This is a genomic window from Loktanella sp. SALINAS62 (genome assembly GCF_018263905.1).
In the GTDB taxonomy this organism is placed as follows: domain Bacteria; phylum Pseudomonadota; class Alphaproteobacteria; order Rhodobacterales; family Rhodobacteraceae; genus Loktanella.
The window spans coordinates 461,147-476,306 of record NZ_JAAFZU010000001.1 but is presented as its reverse complement, the minus strand read 5'-3'; the positions used below and the strand labels follow the sequence as shown (position 1 = coordinate 476,306).

16 protein-coding genes are annotated in these 15,160 nt (G+C 61.5%); 6 read left to right on the top strand and 10 right to left on the bottom strand.

The window, feature by feature from the left end; genetic code table 11:
* Positions 1–18 precede the first annotated feature (18 nt).
* Positions 19–963, top strand: coding sequence for a calcium/sodium antiporter (locus tag GZH79_RS02345; protein ID WP_211641522.1), 945 nt, complete (start codon positions 19–21; stop codon positions 961–963).
* A gap of 38 nt (positions 964–1,001) precedes the next feature.
* On the top strand, positions 1,002–1,466 hold the full coding sequence (locus tag GZH79_RS02340) for a pentapeptide repeat-containing protein (protein WP_211641521.1): 465 nt from the start codon (positions 1,002–1,004) through the stop codon (positions 1,464–1,466).
* Here GZH79_RS02340 and ccoS read toward each other — a convergent pair.
* The 10 genes from ccoS to fnrL all read right to left on the bottom strand — a co-directional run bounded on the left by ccoS (position 1,463) and on the right by fnrL (position 10,505).
* A complete protein-coding gene (gene ccoS / locus GZH79_RS02335; protein ID WP_211641520.1) occupies positions 1,463–1,612 on the bottom strand; it encodes a cbb3-type cytochrome oxidase assembly protein CcoS in 150 nt (49 codons plus the stop codon). The genes GZH79_RS02340 and ccoS overlap by 4 nt on opposite strands.
* Positions 1,609–3,717, bottom strand: a complete 2,109-nt coding sequence (locus GZH79_RS02330; RefSeq protein ID WP_211641519.1) for a heavy metal translocating P-type ATPase — start codon at positions 3,715–3,717, stop codon at positions 1,609–1,611. Before GZH79_RS02330 ends, ccoS begins: the two co-directional genes overlap by 4 nt.
* Positions 3,714–4,190: a FixH family protein gene (locus GZH79_RS02325; RefSeq protein WP_211641518.1), complete on the bottom strand. Its 477-nt coding sequence runs from the start codon at positions 4,188–4,190 to the stop codon at positions 3,714–3,716. Before GZH79_RS02325 ends, GZH79_RS02330 begins: the two co-directional genes overlap by 4 nt.
* Positions 4,165–5,778 (bottom strand): cytochrome c oxidase accessory protein CcoG, encoded by a 1,614-nt coding sequence (gene ccoG, locus GZH79_RS02320; RefSeq protein ID WP_211641517.1) that lies wholly within the window; start codon positions 5,776–5,778, stop codon positions 4,165–4,167. Before ccoG ends, GZH79_RS02325 begins: the two co-directional genes overlap by 26 nt.
* 95 nt (positions 5,779–5,873) lie before the next feature.
* Complete coding sequence (gene ccoP / locus GZH79_RS02315; RefSeq protein ID WP_211641516.1) at positions 5,874–6,872, bottom strand: cytochrome-c oxidase, cbb3-type subunit III; 999 nt, start codon at positions 6,870–6,872, stop codon at positions 5,874–5,876.
* Positions 6,865–7,029: a hypothetical protein gene (locus GZH79_RS02310; RefSeq protein WP_211641515.1), complete on the bottom strand. Its 165-nt coding sequence runs from the start codon at positions 7,027–7,029 to the stop codon at positions 6,865–6,867. The genes ccoP and GZH79_RS02310 overlap by 8 nt, the downstream gene beginning before the upstream one ends.
* Positions 7,019–7,201 (bottom strand): cbb3-type cytochrome c oxidase subunit 3, encoded by a 183-nt coding sequence (locus GZH79_RS02305; RefSeq protein ID WP_211641514.1) that lies wholly within the window; start codon positions 7,199–7,201, stop codon positions 7,019–7,021. Before GZH79_RS02305 ends, GZH79_RS02310 begins: the two co-directional genes overlap by 11 nt.
* A gap of 9 nt (positions 7,202–7,210) precedes the next feature.
* Positions 7,211–8,047 (bottom strand): cytochrome-c oxidase, cbb3-type subunit II, encoded by an 837-nt coding sequence (gene ccoO / locus GZH79_RS02300; protein ID WP_211641513.1) that lies wholly within the window; start codon positions 8,045–8,047, stop codon positions 7,211–7,213.
* A gap of 5 nt (positions 8,048–8,052) precedes the next feature.
* The gene (gene ccoN, locus GZH79_RS02295) at positions 8,053–9,663 is read right to left on the bottom strand and encodes a cytochrome-c oxidase, cbb3-type subunit I (protein ID WP_211641512.1); all 1,611 of its coding nucleotides are present in this window, start codon (positions 9,661–9,663) and stop codon (positions 8,053–8,055) included.
* Positions 9,664–9,752: 89 nt separating this feature from the next.
* The gene (fnrL, locus tag GZH79_RS02290) at positions 9,753–10,505 is read right to left on the bottom strand and encodes a transcriptional regulator FnrL (protein WP_211641511.1); all 753 of its coding nucleotides are present in this window, start codon (positions 10,503–10,505) and stop codon (positions 9,753–9,755) included.
* Positions 10,506–10,596: 91 nt separating this feature from the next.
* Here fnrL and hemN point away from each other — a divergent pair, with 91 nt between their 5' ends.
* The 4 genes from hemN to GZH79_RS02270 all read left to right on the top strand — a co-directional run bounded on the left by hemN (position 10,597) and on the right by GZH79_RS02270 (position 15,109).
* A complete protein-coding gene (gene hemN / locus GZH79_RS02285; protein WP_211641510.1) occupies positions 10,597–11,925 on the top strand; it encodes an oxygen-independent coproporphyrinogen III oxidase in 1,329 nt (442 codons plus the stop codon).
* A gap of 71 nt (positions 11,926–11,996) precedes the next feature.
* Positions 11,997–13,100, top strand: a complete 1,104-nt coding sequence (locus GZH79_RS02280; RefSeq protein ID WP_211641509.1) for a Gfo/Idh/MocA family oxidoreductase — start codon at positions 11,997–11,999, stop codon at positions 13,098–13,100.
* A 9-nt stretch (positions 13,101–13,109) separates the two neighbouring features.
* The gene (locus GZH79_RS02275) at positions 13,110–14,003 is read left to right on the top strand and encodes a TIM barrel protein (protein ID WP_211641508.1); all 894 of its coding nucleotides are present in this window, start codon (positions 13,110–13,112) and stop codon (positions 14,001–14,003) included.
* Positions 14,004–14,077: 74 nt separating this feature from the next.
* Positions 14,078–15,109 carry a LacI family DNA-binding transcriptional regulator gene (locus GZH79_RS02270; RefSeq protein ID WP_211641507.1) on the top strand — a complete coding sequence of 344 codons (1,032 nt, stop codon included), beginning with the start codon at positions 14,078–14,080 and terminating at the stop codon, positions 15,107–15,109.
* The last annotated feature ends 51 nt before the right edge of the window (positions 15,110–15,160 follow it).

Sequence of the window (15,160 nt, the reverse complement as noted above, 5' to 3'; positions counted from 1 at the left end):
CTTTTTGGCAGGTTTCCGATGATCCTTCTTCAACTGGCCTTCGGGTTCGTCCTTCTGGTGGCGGGAGGCGAAGCGCTGGTACGCGGTGCCGTGTCCGTTGCGGGCCGCCTTGGCGTGTCGCCGCTGCTGATCGGCCTGACGCTGGTTGGGTTCGGCACCTCGACACCGGAACTTGTGACCAGCCTGCAGGCCGCATTCGACGATCGCGCCGGGATTGCTGTCGGCAACGTTGTGGGATCGAATATCGCCAACATCCTGCTGATCCTTGGTGTGGCTGCTATCATCGCGCCAATCGCCGTCACGCGGTCAAGTTTCGGGCGCGATGGCGCGGCGCTGGTCGGGGCGACATTGCTCAGCATTTTTGCCGTTTTGTACGGATCGCTGGATCGCTGGATGGGTTTTATCCTGATCGCAGGTCTGATTGCCTATCTTGTGACCGCCTATCTGACGGACCGTTCCAGCACGGCCCAACAGACTGCGACCATGGACACGGATATACCGCCTGTCACGGGTTCGTTGTGGATCGCGCTGGCACTGGCGGTCGGCGGTATTGTAATTACCATCGTGGGGGCGCGGATCGCCGTCGATGCAGCCGTGGCGCTGGCGCTGGCATGGGGTATGGCGGAAACCGTCGTCGGGCTGACCATCGTAGCCGTCGGAACATCCCTTCCTGAATTGGTGACCTCGGTCATGGCGGCCCTGCGCCGGGAAGCGGGGATCGCGTTCGGCAACGTGATCGGGTCGAATATCTACAACATCCTTGGCATTCTGGGGGTGACGGCGCTGGTCCGTCCGATCACCGTTCCGTCGCAGATCGCAACGCTGGACATATGGGTCATGACGGGCGCGACGCTGGCCTTGATCGCTGCGGTCGTGCTACGCCAACGCATCGGACGAATGACAGGCGGACTTTTTCTGGCCTCTTACGCGGCCTATACAATATGGCTTGTGACCAGCGTATGATCGTGGCCAGATCGCATCTCATAGAAAAGTATCCAGTGATGACAAATTCATGCCGCCCATTCGTAAAACGCGTTGCTGCGGCGTCGCTGCTGCTTTGCTTTGCCACCGTGTCCAATGCCCAGCAGGTCGAACTTGATATCGACAACGTTCGTACGCTTGGCGATTGTGAGGACTGCGTTATCACGGATCAGGACTTTGCCGGTGACATGCTGATGGGGATCAATTTCACCGACGCGGAATTGTCCGACATCGCGTTTGACGGGGCGTCGATGGGGATCGCGGTGTTCGATGGCGCGGTTCTGACGGGGGTCAGTTTCGAGGGGGCAGGCCTGCGTGGGGCAAGCTTTGTCGGGACCCGGCTGACTGGCGTCAGTTTTGCTGGTGCCGATCTGCGGGGTGCAGTGTTCGAAGGTGCCATTCTTGACGACACCGATCTGCAAGCAGGGGACCTGTGCAGCACCCAACTGCCAGAGGATGTCATGGATAATTCCGACTGCGATTAAGGCGCGGTATCGTCGTCAAGCAGGATGCGCGCAGCGTCGCCTTCAAGGTCTTCATACTGCCCGAACCGCAGGGTCCAAAGGCACGCGGCAAGGCCCACTGCGCCAAGGCAGATGGAAACCGGGATCAACACGATCAGGATGTTCATTTGCGCACCGCGTTCAGGACAACAATGATCGACGACGACGACATCACGGTCGCGGCCATCAGTGGTGTGGCAAACCCGGCCACGGCAAAGGGGATCGCCACGATGTTGTATATGGTCGCCACCAGCAGGTTTTGCCGAATTCTGCGACGCGCCAGCCGGGCGAGTGCCAGCGATTCCGCGACGACGGTCAGATCGTCAGCCAGCATCACGCCGTCTGCCGCGACGCGCGCGGCATCCAGCGCGCGCGACGGCGCAAGCGACGCATGGGCGGATGCAAGTGCCCCCGTATCGTTCAACCCGTCCCCGACCATCAGCACATGCGCGCCACGGGCGGCCATGGATTGCAGCAGGTCGGCCTTGCCCTCTGGACGGACGTTGGCGTGGTAGCTGTCGATCCCCAGCCGGGCCGACAGGTGTTGCGCCCTTTCGGATGTATCCCCTGTCAGCATCTCGACCTTCAAGCCTTGCCGCCGCAGATCATCGACCAGATCCCGTGCCCCGGGGCGTAATTCTTCTTGAAAGGGCAGTGTGATGCGGCGGTCCGGCAGGTCCAACACCGGATCTGTGTCGCCTTTGCCCAGCCGGACGATTGCACCGTTCCAAACGCCCTGCATGCCGTCGCCTGAAATTTCCTGCAAATCGGTCAGCCGTGCGGGTGTGTGCCCCGACAGCGCGTTGCACAGGGCGCGTGACGTGGGATGGTCCGATGCCTGCGCCAGTGCCAACGCCACCGACCCGGCATCCGGGTCCAGATCCGGCAGCCGTGCCACACCTGTCGTCAGCGTCCCGGTCTTATCCAGAACAACGGTGTCAATCTCTGCCAGCCGTTCAAGGGCGGTGGACGATTTCAGCAAAACACCCCGTTTGAACAGCCGCCCGGTCATCGCCGCTGTCACAGCGGGGATCGCCAGTGCCAATGCGCAGGGACAGGTGATGATCAGGGTTGCAGTGGCAACTGAAATTGCAAGGTGCAGATCGCCAGTCATGCCCCACCAGCCCGCAAACGCCAGTGCTGCCAATCCGTGGACCACCGGCGCATAAAGCCGTGCCGCACGGTCTGCCAACCCGCTATAGCGGTGCCGCCCGGTTTCCGCGATTTCCACAAGGGCGGCCAGCCGCCGCAATGTGCTGTCTTCTGCGCGGGCCGTCGCGCGCAGGATCAGGGGACGGGCAAGCACGACTTCCCCGGCGCAGATGGCATCCCCGGCAGCAATGGTGGCGGGGTCCGATTCGCCTGTCAGCGCCGACCGATCAAGAAGCGCGGTGGTTTCCGACAGCCCGTCGACCGGTGCGCGTGCGCCTGCGGCAAGTGCGATCTGGTCCCCCGGTAAAATGCTGGACACATCCACCAGTTCACGGCCCTGCGCGGTCAGGCGCTGCACGCGAAACACCTCTAACGCGGTTAATTCAGCTGCGGCGGATCGTGCTGACGCGCGTGCGCGATGTTCCAGATAGCGGCCCGTCAACAAAAAGAACGTCAGCGAAAGGGCTGCTTCGAACCATGTCTGACCGCCGGTTGCGACGATTGTTTCGTACAGCGACATGCTGGCCGCCAGCAATATGGCAATGGCGATCGGCACATCCATGTTGACCCGTCCCGCACGCAGCGCGCCAATGGCCGACCGAAAGAACGGCGCGGCCGCATAGGCCAGGGCGGGCAGGGCGATCGCGGCTGCGATCCAGTGGAACAGGGCCAGCGTGGCATCGCCTGCACCCGACCAGATGGCGACCGACAGCGCCATGACATTCATCATGCCAAAGCCTGCAACGGCGATGCGGGCCAGCAGGCTGCGGCCCTCGTCATCACCGATGGGTCGCAGGGCGGTGGTGTCCAGCTCGTGCGCTTCATAGCCGGCGGCGGTCAGGGCCTCGATTGCCGGGTCGGGCGAACACCCCGGCGCCAGACTGACGCGTACGCGCTTTTCGCCCAGATTGACGCGGGATGATACGACTGATGGCAGGGCCGACAGCGTGCGTTCGACCCCGGCGATACAGCCAGCGCAACGGATACCCGGCAGTGACAGGTGGACGGTCGTGCCGCGGTCCGCGACCTGCGAGATATCCATCGGGACGGCGACGCACCCTGCACAGGCTGTGACGGTCATTGGTTGCCCCGCAATATGATACGACGCCGGAACGGTGTCCCGTCAGGCGCGTGCATTTCAATCCGCAGGTTCCAGTTTCCCGGCCCGGCGTTGATCGGCGCGGTCCAGGCTAATCCGTCCCACGCGAAAACGGGCACCATGTCGCTGGCAACCGTGGTCGCGCGGCCCAGCGTGGCCGACACAATCGTCGGTTTCACGACGGCCCCGGTGGTGTCCGTGATGGCCAGACGCAGCACATCGGTTCCCAATGTCGTATCGACGTTCCAACCCAATGCGTCTTGGGCGGCACGGTCGGCGTCAAAGTGCTGTGACGCGACATAGCTTGATTCCGTCTCCTTGCCGGGAAAGGTGCGAACCGCGTTGAATGCCAAGGCAAGGTTGACCGTGATGATGATGGAAAACCCGCCCACGAACATGGCCAACACGTGCAAGCCTGTCAGCTTGCCACTATCCTGCGTTTCCGGTGCGTACATCCGCGCTCTCCCGTCCGTTGAAAATTGTATCATCATAGGCGCGTTCGCCTGACACGACGTCTTCGACCCAGATTCGCATGTCGCTGCGTTCGCGCGCTGCGGCGGGGGCTTGTGGCGGTGCGCTGACATAAACGCGCTGGAACCATGTCGAATCTGCCGGCACGTCAACGACAGTGTCGCTGTCACCTTCCAGTGTCAGCGAAAGCGCGCTGTCAGACGTGACCGACAGATCAAAGGCCCGTGTTTCGCCGTGTTTGTTGCGCAACCGGACGTCATAGGTGTTGCGGATCGTGCCGTCAGACAGCGTTACGAATGTTGGATTTCGGACCGGTGCGACGGTCATGTCGATCTGCGGTCTGATGAACAGCGCGACGACAAGCCCCACACCGATGGCGGCCCAGGCAGTCGTGTAGAAAATCGTGCGGGGCCGAAAGATATGACGCCAGATCGGTTTGGGCGTCCAGTCCGGGCGCTGCGCGCCCGTGACCTGACCCGCGGGATTTGCGGCAAAGGCTGCTACATCTGCGGATTGACCCGGCCGGACCGGTGGCTGGTCGTCCAGCGCCAGATAATCGATCAACCCGCGTGGGCGCCCGATCTTGGCCATGACCGTATCGCAGGCGTCGATACACAGCGCGCAAGTGATGCATTCCATTTGCTGCCCGTCACGAATGTCGATTCCCATCGGGCAGACCGCCACGCAGGCATTGCAGTCGATGCAATCGCCCAGAATCTCGTCGTTGCGTGACAGGCGGGGTGCCGCTGTATCCTTGTCCACGGCACTGCCGTATTGTGCGGTGACTGCGCCGCCGCCGACGGACTCTGCTGCGATGTGGCGCTGTTTTACCCCACCCTTGCCGCGCGGTTCGCCGCGCCAGTCGCGGTAGCCGACCGTCAGCGTGCCGGGGTCCATCATCGCGGCCTGAATACGCGGCCAGGGACACATGTAGATGCAGACCTGTTCACGCATGAACCCACCGAACACGAATGTCGTCGCCGTCAGGATTGCGATGGTGGCATAGGCGACGGGGGCCGCGTTCAACGTCACAAGGTTTTGGGCCAGCGTTGGGGCGTCGGCAAAATAGAACACCCATGCCCCGCCCGTCGCCACGCTGATCAGCAGCCACGTGGTCCATTTCGTCAGGCGCAGCCGCCATTTCCGCAGGCTCCATCCGGCGTCATGCAGTCGGATGCGGGCGTTGCGGTCGCCTTCGATCCAGCGTTCGACGGTCAGGAACAGATCGGTCCAGACCGTCTGTGGACAGGTATAGCCGCACCAGACACGGCCAAGGGCAGACGTGAACAGGAACAGGCCCAGCCCCGCCATGATCAGCAGGCCAGCCACGAAATAGAATTCATGGGGCCAGATTTCGATCCACAAGAAATAGAAGCGGCGGTTGGCAAGGTCGATCAACACAGCCTGATCGGGTAGGTTCGGGCCGCGATCCCAGCGCAGCCACGGCGTGATGTAGTAGATGCCCAATGTGACGATCAGGACAGCCCACTTCAGCCGGCGGAACGTTCCACTGACCCGGCGGGGAAAGATCGGGGTGCGGGCTGCAAAAAGGGCGGGGCTTTCGGTGGGCATGTCGGATGCATTTCCTGATACGATTACCCCCGCCTACAGTGTTGCGGCGGGGGCTGCGTTGACCTGAATCAAAAGGCGCGTTTTTCGTGCGTGGTTCAGTCGGCTGGCTGGACCGGCGGTTCCCCGGTTTCGGTGGGTGTCTGTGTCGCCCCGGCTGGAAAGCTGGCGTCGGGGACATCGGCGGCGTTTTCCGACTCTGGGTCTGACATTGGATCAGCGACGGGATTTTCGCCGCCGCCCAGCCCATGAACATAGGCTGATACCGCGCGCACCTCTGCCTCGCCAAGCCGCTGTCCCCATGGTGGCATGACGCCGTGACGTGGGGCGATCATCTGTTGGATGATGTCTTCTTGTGTGCCGCCGCGCAGCCAGATTGCGTCGGCCAGATTGGGCGCACCGACCTCGCGGTCGCCAAGGCCGGATTCGCCGTGGCAGGCGCTACAATTATCTGCAAACAGATCTGCACCCCTTGCGGCGGCCTGTGCGTCATGGTCCAGCCCGGACAGGCTGCGGACAAAATCCGCCGTTGCCGCCAGTTCGCCGGTTTCCATCCAGTCAAAGGCCGGCATTTCGGAATAGCGCGAATCCCAGTCTTCTTCGTTACGGATGCCATGGCGGACCGTATATGCGATGTCTTCGAGCGTGCCGCCCCAAAGCCAGTCATCGTCCAAAAGGTTCGGATAACCCGATATCGCGACACCGGCCGCCCCTGCGCCATGACATTGCGAACAGTTAGCAGCGAACACCGACCGACCGGCCTGCACGGCAAAGCGGTGCAGTTCTTCGTTCCGTTCCAGCGCGTCCAGATCAATCGTGGTCAGGCTATCGGTCAGCGCGGCGTTCGACTGTTCCACGCGGGCGATGTCAGCCGCGACCTCTGCCCGTGTCGAATAGCCCAGCAGACCGGTGGTCGCACCGGACACCATCGGCCAGGCGGGGAACAGGATCGTATAACCCACGCCCCAGACGATCGTCGCGTAAAACGTCCATAACCACCAGCGTGGCAATGGTGTGTTCAGCTCTTCGATGCCGTCCCAGCTGTGCCCTGTGGTTTCGGTGCCGGTTTCGGGATCAATCCGTTTGTCGTCATGCATGGCCATCGCCTTTCATGAAATCGGGGGCGTTGCCGCAGGTGCAACCGGGGCAGGCGTTCGTGCAGCGGTTGCTGTCGGCTTTTGGTGTTGCCGCGTGTGCCACCGTGCCGACGGGCGTTTGTTGCGTCATTTGTTCACGTCCGGCTTCAGGTGTCATCGCGGTCTCCTTCGGTTGGGTCGGCATTGCGGAAAGGAACCGCAGCGGCGTCGTCGTGAAGCCCGCGAGAGCCGGGGCGAAAGGCCCAACCAATGACCCCCAAAAAGAACAGGGTCAGGAACAGCAGAACCCAACTGTCAGCGAGTTGTCGTAGAAATGAGTAGGTATCCATGTCGGGACCTCAGCGGCTGTCGTCGGGAACAAAGGTCGAGAAATCGACCAAGGTCCCCATCATCTGCAGATACGCGATCAGCGCATCCATTTCTGTCAGGGCGGGTTGGCCGTCGAAATTGCGGACCTGCGCCCTGGGGTAGCGTTCCAGAAGTCCGTCGATGTCGCCCAGCGGATCGACCTGCACGCGCAGGTCCGTCTTGGCCGCTGCGATCATGTCATCGGTATAGGGCACACCGACAAAGCGGTGGGTTTCCAGCAGGTCGGTGACATAATCCGCAGTCACCGGCGTATCGGACAGAAAAGCGTACTTCGGCATGACGCTTTCAGGGACGACCGATTGGGGATCCGTCAGGTGATCGACGTGCCATTCGTCGGAATACCGGCCCCCGACACGTGCCAGATCTGGTCCGGTGCGTTTCGATCCCCATTGAAACGGATGGTCATACATCGATTCCGCAGCCAGCGAATAATGCCCATAGCGTTCCGTTTCGTCCCGCATTGGCCGGATCATCTGACTGTGGCAGACATAACAGCCCTCGCGGACGTAGATGTCGCGGCCCACCAGTTCGAGAGGTGAATAGGGCCGCATGCCTTCGACGGTTTCGATCGTGTTTTCCAGCCAGAACAGGGGTGCGATTTCGACCGCACCCCCGATCGTCACGACCGCCAACGATGCGGCTAGCAGCAGGGTCGCGTTGCGTTCCAGTCGCTGGTGAAACGTGATGGTCTGGGTTTCGGGGGGCAGTTCGTTCGGAACGCCCCCGTTCTTTGCAGCCTCGCCTGCGGTCACGACCTTTGGATCGTGCTTTGGGTCGTAGTCAGGGCTTTTTGGGTCTTCACTCATCTCATTTACTCCGCAGGGGTGGCGACGACGGCGACGCGCGCCTGGGGGGCACGGATCGTCATCCACATGTTCCAGACCATCACCAGCCCGCCCGCCAGGTAGAGTCCGCCGCCAAGTGCGCGGACCACGTACATCGGGAATTTGGCGTCGACGGTGTCGGCAAAGCTGTTGACCAGGAAACCGTTGGCATCGACTTCGCGCCACATCAGGCCTTCCATGATGCCGGTCACCCACATCGAAGACGCGTAAAGAACGATCCCGATGGTCGCGAGCCAGAAGTGCAGGTTGATTGCGGACATGGAATGCATCTCTTTGCGGCCCCACAGCTTTGGTGTCAGGAAATACAGCGCGCCGAATGTAATCAGCCCGTTCCAGCCCAATGCACCGCTATGTACGTGGCCGATGGTCCAGTCGGTGTAATGGCTCAGGCTGTTGACGGCCCGGATCGACATCATCGGTCCTTCGAATGTCGACATGCCGTAAAACGCGAGGCTGGCGACAAACATGCGGATGATCGGATCGGTGCGGATCTTGTCCCATGCGCCTTGCAGCGTCATCAGGCCGTTGATCATCCCACCCCAGCTGGGCATCCACAGGATGATCGAAAACACCATGCCCAGCGTGGCCGCCCAGTCCGGCAGCGCGGTATAGTGCAGATGGTGCGGACCCGCCCAGATATATAGAAAAATCAACGCCCAGAAGTGGATGATCGACAGCTTGTAGCTATAGATCGGGCGGCCTGCCTGCTTGGGCACGAAATAGTACATCATGCCCAGAAAGCCTGCGGTCAAAAAGAACCCGACCGCGTTGTGACCATACCACCACTGCGTCATCGCATCCTGAACGCCGGCGAAAACCTGCACGGACTTCGATCCCCAGATCGACACCGGGATCGACAGGTTGTTCACCACATGCAGCATGGCGACCGTGACGATGAAGCTTAAAAAGAACCAGTTGGCGACATAGATGTGCCGTTCCTTGCGGTTCAGGATCGTGCCCATGAACACAAAAAGATAGGTGACCCAGACGATTGTCAGCCAGATGTCGATATACCACTCCGGCTCGGCGTATTCCTTGGATTGGGTCGCGCCCAGCAGGTAGCCTGTCGCGGCAAGCACGATAAACAGGTTGTAGCCCCAAAACACGAACCAGGCGGCATTGCCGCCCCACAGGCGCGCCGCACAGGTGCGCTGTACAATATAAAACGACGTTGCGATCAGCGCGTTGCCGCCAAATGCAAAGATCACGGCAGAGGTATGCAGCGGCCGCAATCGCCCAAAATTCGCGTAGGGTTGTGCCCATTCGATGTTCAGTGCCGGGAACGCCAGTTGAAAAGCGATATAGGTGCCGACAAGAAAACCCACGATCCCCCAGAACGCCGTGGCGATTACGCCGAACCGGACCGGGCCATCCATATACGTGCCGGGTGCCGTGCGGGGTGTGATCGGGTCTCCGGGCACCGGCATCGTCCGAAGCTGCCACAAGAACAATCCGGCAGCGATCCCCATGATAAGTAAGGCGTGAAACATGTAAGCGGCGTCGCGGGCCCAGTTGGCCGCAATCGCCGCGATCAGCGCAACAAGCGCCAGTGCGATCAGTTTGATCAAGTCGAACATATGCCGATTCCCCTTGTAGTCGGGGTCGGAAATCGCACGGCAGGCGCGCGGACGCTTTGATCTGTGTCAAAGTCCGCGTCGTTGTCGCGTCAGCTGGGCATAATACCGTCTTCGTCGTCGCCTGCGGCGGTCAACAGTGCGGCAAAGTCGTCACACAGGACCGTGCGACCGCCACCATCCAGCCGGATCACACCGTCACGGCGCAGGGCCGTAATCTGGCGGCTGACCGTTTCGATGGTCAGACCCAGATAGGATGCCATCGCTTCGCGGCCCAGCGGCAGGTCGGCCCGCAGGGGGTTGGCATCTGTCGGGGCGCGGCGCAGCACAAGCGCCAGCAGCGTGGCGACCCGTTCGCGTGCCGTCTTGCGGCCCAAAAGCAGCATCCAGTCCCGCGCGGCGTCCAGTTCATCCAGTGACATTTCAACCAGCCGGGACGCCAGATGCGGCGCTTCGTTCAGCAGCGTCTCAAACCGTTCGCGGTCGAACATGCATAGCGTCAGGTCGGTCACGGCGGTGACTTCATACGGGGCAACAGTCCGACCGGGGCGACCGACAAAATCGGATGGCATCAACAGACCGACCATCTGCACGCGGCCGTCTTCAAGCGACCGGGTCAATGTGGCGCAGCCCTGCACGACAGACCCGACAAACGGCAGAACGTCGCCTTCAAGCGCGATGGTCTCACCTGCTTCCCAACTGCGATAGGATTTCATGTCTGCCAGATGATCCATTTCCGCGCCGTCGCATTTGGCGCAGACCGCCCGATGACGGATCGGACAGCTTGCACAATCCTGCGAGGCAAGTGCGCCAAAGGCGGTGAAATTCGGAATATACCGGGTCATTGGGGTGCCATGGCTGATTTTGGTCCTGACTGACAGCGTTTTTTGATCTTGATCAATGCGCGGCGGGCTGCGGGCTGCAACCGTCAGGCGCATGACACATCTTGAACCCTATCACGCCGCAAGGGCACCCCGCTACACCAGCTACCCCCCGGCTACGCAATTTACCGACCGGATCGGACCGGACGTGGCGTCCGGCTGGCTGCAACAGGTCGCGCCGGGCGCGTCGATATCTCTTTACGTGCATATTCCGTTCTGCCGGCGGTTGTGCTGGTTCTGTGCCTGCCGCACACAAGGCACCCGCAGCGATGCACCGCTTTTACCCTATCTGGACACGCTTGACGCTGAAATTGCACAGGTCAGCGCTTTGTTGCCGGATGACGTGCAGGTCAGCCAGATCCATCTGGGCGGCGGCACCCCCACGTTACTGCCGCCCGATCTGCTGGGGCGGCTGTTTGACATGCTGGACCGCCGGTTTACCCGCCGTTCCGATGCGGAAATCAGTGTAGAGGTCGATCCCACCGAAATCGACGACCCACGGCTGGATGCACTGGCCGCGGCAGGAGTAACCCGTGCGTCGCTGGGGGTGCAGGACTTTCACAGTGACGTGCAGGCGGCCATTGGCCGTCCGCAAAGCGTCGCACAGACCCGTGCCGCGATCGACGGTCTGCGTGCGCGGGGCGTTCGGGGAATAAACCTTGATCTGCTCTATGGATTGCCGCGGCAGACCGTGTCCACACTGGATGAAACGCTGGATATCGTCACGACACTGTCGCCCGACCGGATCGCGCTTTATGGCTATGCGCATGTGCCTTGGGCGTCGCGCCGCCAGACGATGATCCGCGATGCCGATCTGCCAGGGGCCAGAACCCGGCTTGCGATGGCGGCACGGGCGTCGGCGCATTTGCAAAAAGCGGGATATGATCCCATCGGGTTCGATCACTTTGCCAGACCCGGTGATGCAATGGTGCGGGCGGCAAAATCCGGCACGCTGCGCCGTAATTTCCAAGGTTATACCGTCGATCCATCTGATGTGTTGATCGGTCTGGGCGCATCGTCGATTTCCCTGCTGCCCGGCGGCTATGCGCAGAACGCGCCCCGCACCGGCGATTGGGCGACGCGGGTTCGGGCGGGACGGCTGCCGACGACGCGGGGCCATGCCCTGACGGCTGACGACCGGTTGCACGGCGCGGTGATTGAGCGCCTGCTGTGTGATTTTGCCATTAATCCGGACATGTTCAGCAACCCTGCTGCCGTGCGTGCCATGACACATCGGATGGCCATCAACTGGCCGGATGCGGTGCTGCGGACGCCCGGCGGTGATCTGCAGGTTGCGGTGGATGCCCGCCATTTGGTGCGCCTGATCGCCATGGAAATCGACCAATACGCCGCACCAGAGGGACGTCACAGCCTTGTCGTTTAGCGGCGTTGGTTGTGCGAGGGTCGACGCCAAGCTAATGCTGGGCGCAGGATTGCACGCGGGAGGGGTGGCGCATGACGGAATTTGGCATTGGAATCGTCGGCGGTGGCTATATGGGCAAGGCACACGCGGTCGCCATGTCGGCGGTCGGTGCGGTGTTTCAGACGGCCCTGCGTCCCCGGCTGGAAATGATTGCGGCCACATCCGACGCCAGCGCCGAACGCTACCGGCAGGCCTATGGCTTTGCCCGTGGGACGGGCGATTGGCGTGCATTGGTCGATGATCCGCGGGTCGACGCCATCATCATCGCCTCTCCCCCCGACACGCACCGCGACATCGCGGCTGCGGCCTTTGCGCTGGGCAAGCCTGTGTTTTGTGAAAAGCCGCTGGCCGATACGCTGGACCAGTCCCGCGCCATGGTGGCTGACGCAGAAGCGGCAGGCGTCGCCAATATGGTCGGTTTCAACTATATCCGCACGCCCGCCAGCCAGTTCGCACGGCAGTTGCTGGCCGATGGCGCGATTGGACGCGTCACATGGTTTCGCGGCGAACATACAGAGGATTTTCTGGCCGATCCTCGGACACCGTTTAACTGGCGCTGCGACGGGACGGGCAACGGAAATATGGGTGATCTGGCACCGCATCCGATCAATGCAGCCCTTGCGCTGATGGGACCGATCACCAGCGTCATGGCAGAAATCGAAACGCTGCACGTCGACCGCCCCGGTGGGCAGGTGACGAACGACGATCACGCGCAGATCATGTGCCGTTTTGCCAATGGCGTGCTGGGCCACATCTATTCCAGCCGCACGGCGACAGGACGCAAGATGGGCTATGCGTATGAAATTCACGGCACGGCAGGCGCGATCCGCTTCGATCAGGAAGACCAGAACGCCCTGTGGCTTTACCGTGCCGAGGGGCCAGAGGCAGAGCGCGGTTTCCGCAAGATTCTGACGGGTCCTGCGCATCCGGACTATGAACCGTTTTGTCAGGGGCCGGGGCATGGCACCGGTTATCAGGACCAGATCATCATCGAAGCCAAGGATTTCCTGACCGCGATCCACACAGGCAATCCAGTTTGGCCCACGTTTCGCGACGGGCTTGCCGTGGCCGAAGTGGTCGACGCCGTATTCGCATCCGCGCGCGACCGACGCTGGACCGACGTGACACAGGTATAAGGACAGACCATGACCATCCGCATCGGCAACGCGCCCTGTTCCTGGGGGGTGGAATTTGCAAACGATCCCCGCAATCCCGATTGGCGCCACGTACTGCGGGACTGTGCCGCCGCCGGATATACCGGCATCGAACTGGGGCCGGTCGGCTACATGCCCGAAGATCCCGCCACGCTGGCTGCGGCGTTGGACGAAAACGGATTGTCATTGATTGGTGGGGTCGTGTTTCGCCCGTTCCACGATCCTGCCGCGTGGGATGACGTGATGGACGGCGCGCTGCGGACCTGTCGCGCGTTGCAGGCGCATGGCGCCGCACATCTGGTGATCATCGATTCCATCTCTGCCCGCCGTGCCCCGACAGCCGGGCGCGCCGATGAGGCGGAACAGATGGATGCAGCCGAATGGCAGGCGTTCCGCGACCGGATCATGACGGTTGCGCGGATGGCACGGGACGATTTCGGCCTGATCCCGTCGCTACATCCCCATGCCGGTGGCTTTGTCGATTTCCAGGCAGAGGTCGAACGCATCCTGCTGGAAACCGATCCCGATACCCTGAAATTGTGCCTTGATACGGGCCATTGCACATACGCCGGGTTTGATCCGGTTGCATTCATGGCGCGCTACCGTGACCGCATCAGCTATGTTCATTTCAAATCGACCGACCCTGTCGTGAAAACGCGTGTGATCGAAAACCGCACCGGGTTCTATGACGCCTGCGGTCAGGGCATCTTTTGCAACCTGTCGGACGGAGAGGTCGATTTCAAAGCCGTGCGCGATCTGCTGCGTGACACCGGATACACAGGCTGGTGCACCGTCGAACAGGACTGCGACCCGACGCTGGCGGGATCGCCCGTCGCTGATGCGCGTGCGAACCGCGATTACCTGAAAACCATCGGTTTTGACTGACTGATGCGATTGCACGGTTTCCATGACGGGAAATGATGCCTAGGATGACGTGAAAGCATCATGGGGTGCGCGGCATGGCGAACAGACCGACGATCAAGGATGTCGCCCGTGCGGCGGGTGTCAGCCCCACGACGGTGGACCGTGCGCTGAATGGCAGGACCGTGGTGCGCGACGACACCATGCAAAAGATCGCGGACGCCGCGCATCGGTTGGGCTATCACGGCAAGGGGCTTATTCAGGACAAGCTGAACCGCAGCGTGCCGGAACTGCGTCTTGGCTTTGTGCTATTGAAAAAGTCGCAGGAATTTTACCGTAATTTCGCCCAGCAGATCGCGGTCGAGGTCGGGGCACGCACCGATTTCCGGATCAGCGCCGATGTGCGGTTTTCGTCGTCGCAGTCGCCTGACGAATTTGCGGCGCTGCTGACCGATCTGGGACGCACCTGTGACGCCATCGCCTGCACCGCCGTCAACGACAAACGTCTGGACCCCGTGGTGCAGGGGTTGAAAGATCGCGGTGTGATGGTTGTTTCGGTATTGAACGATTTCGCCCAAGGCATCCGCAAAGGCTATGTAGGGTTGAATAACCTGAAAATCGGGCGTGTCGCGGCGTGGACCATCACCAAAACCGTGCACACCCCCGGTCCGCTTGCCATCTTTGTCGGGGGCAACCGCTGGCATGGTCACGATCTGCGCGAAGTGGGTTTTCGGTCACTGGTGCGAGAGGCTGACCGCGGATTCACAGTGCTGGACACCTTCGTCAACCTTGAAACCCGGCAAGTCACCTATGAGGCGACGCTGGACCTGATCGACCGCCACCCCGACCTGCGCGGCATCTATGTGGCGGGCGGCGGTATGGAAGGCGCGATTGCTGCATTAAGAGAGGTCCACGCCACGCCGCAAGTGGCCTTGGTGGTGAACGAACTGACCGCCGAAAGCCGGAGCGCGCTGATCGACGGTTATGCGACGATGGTGATTTCTACACCCTTGGCCGATGTCTGTCGCACGCTGGTCGATCTGATGGTCGAATCCCGTGCCAGCGGGGCGCAGGGCGCATCCACGCAGCATTTTCTGGACCCAAGGCTCGTGATCCCTGAAATACTATGACGTAAATGCGTCGTTTCTGGCAGTCATAACGCGTCATGAATGACGTGAAAT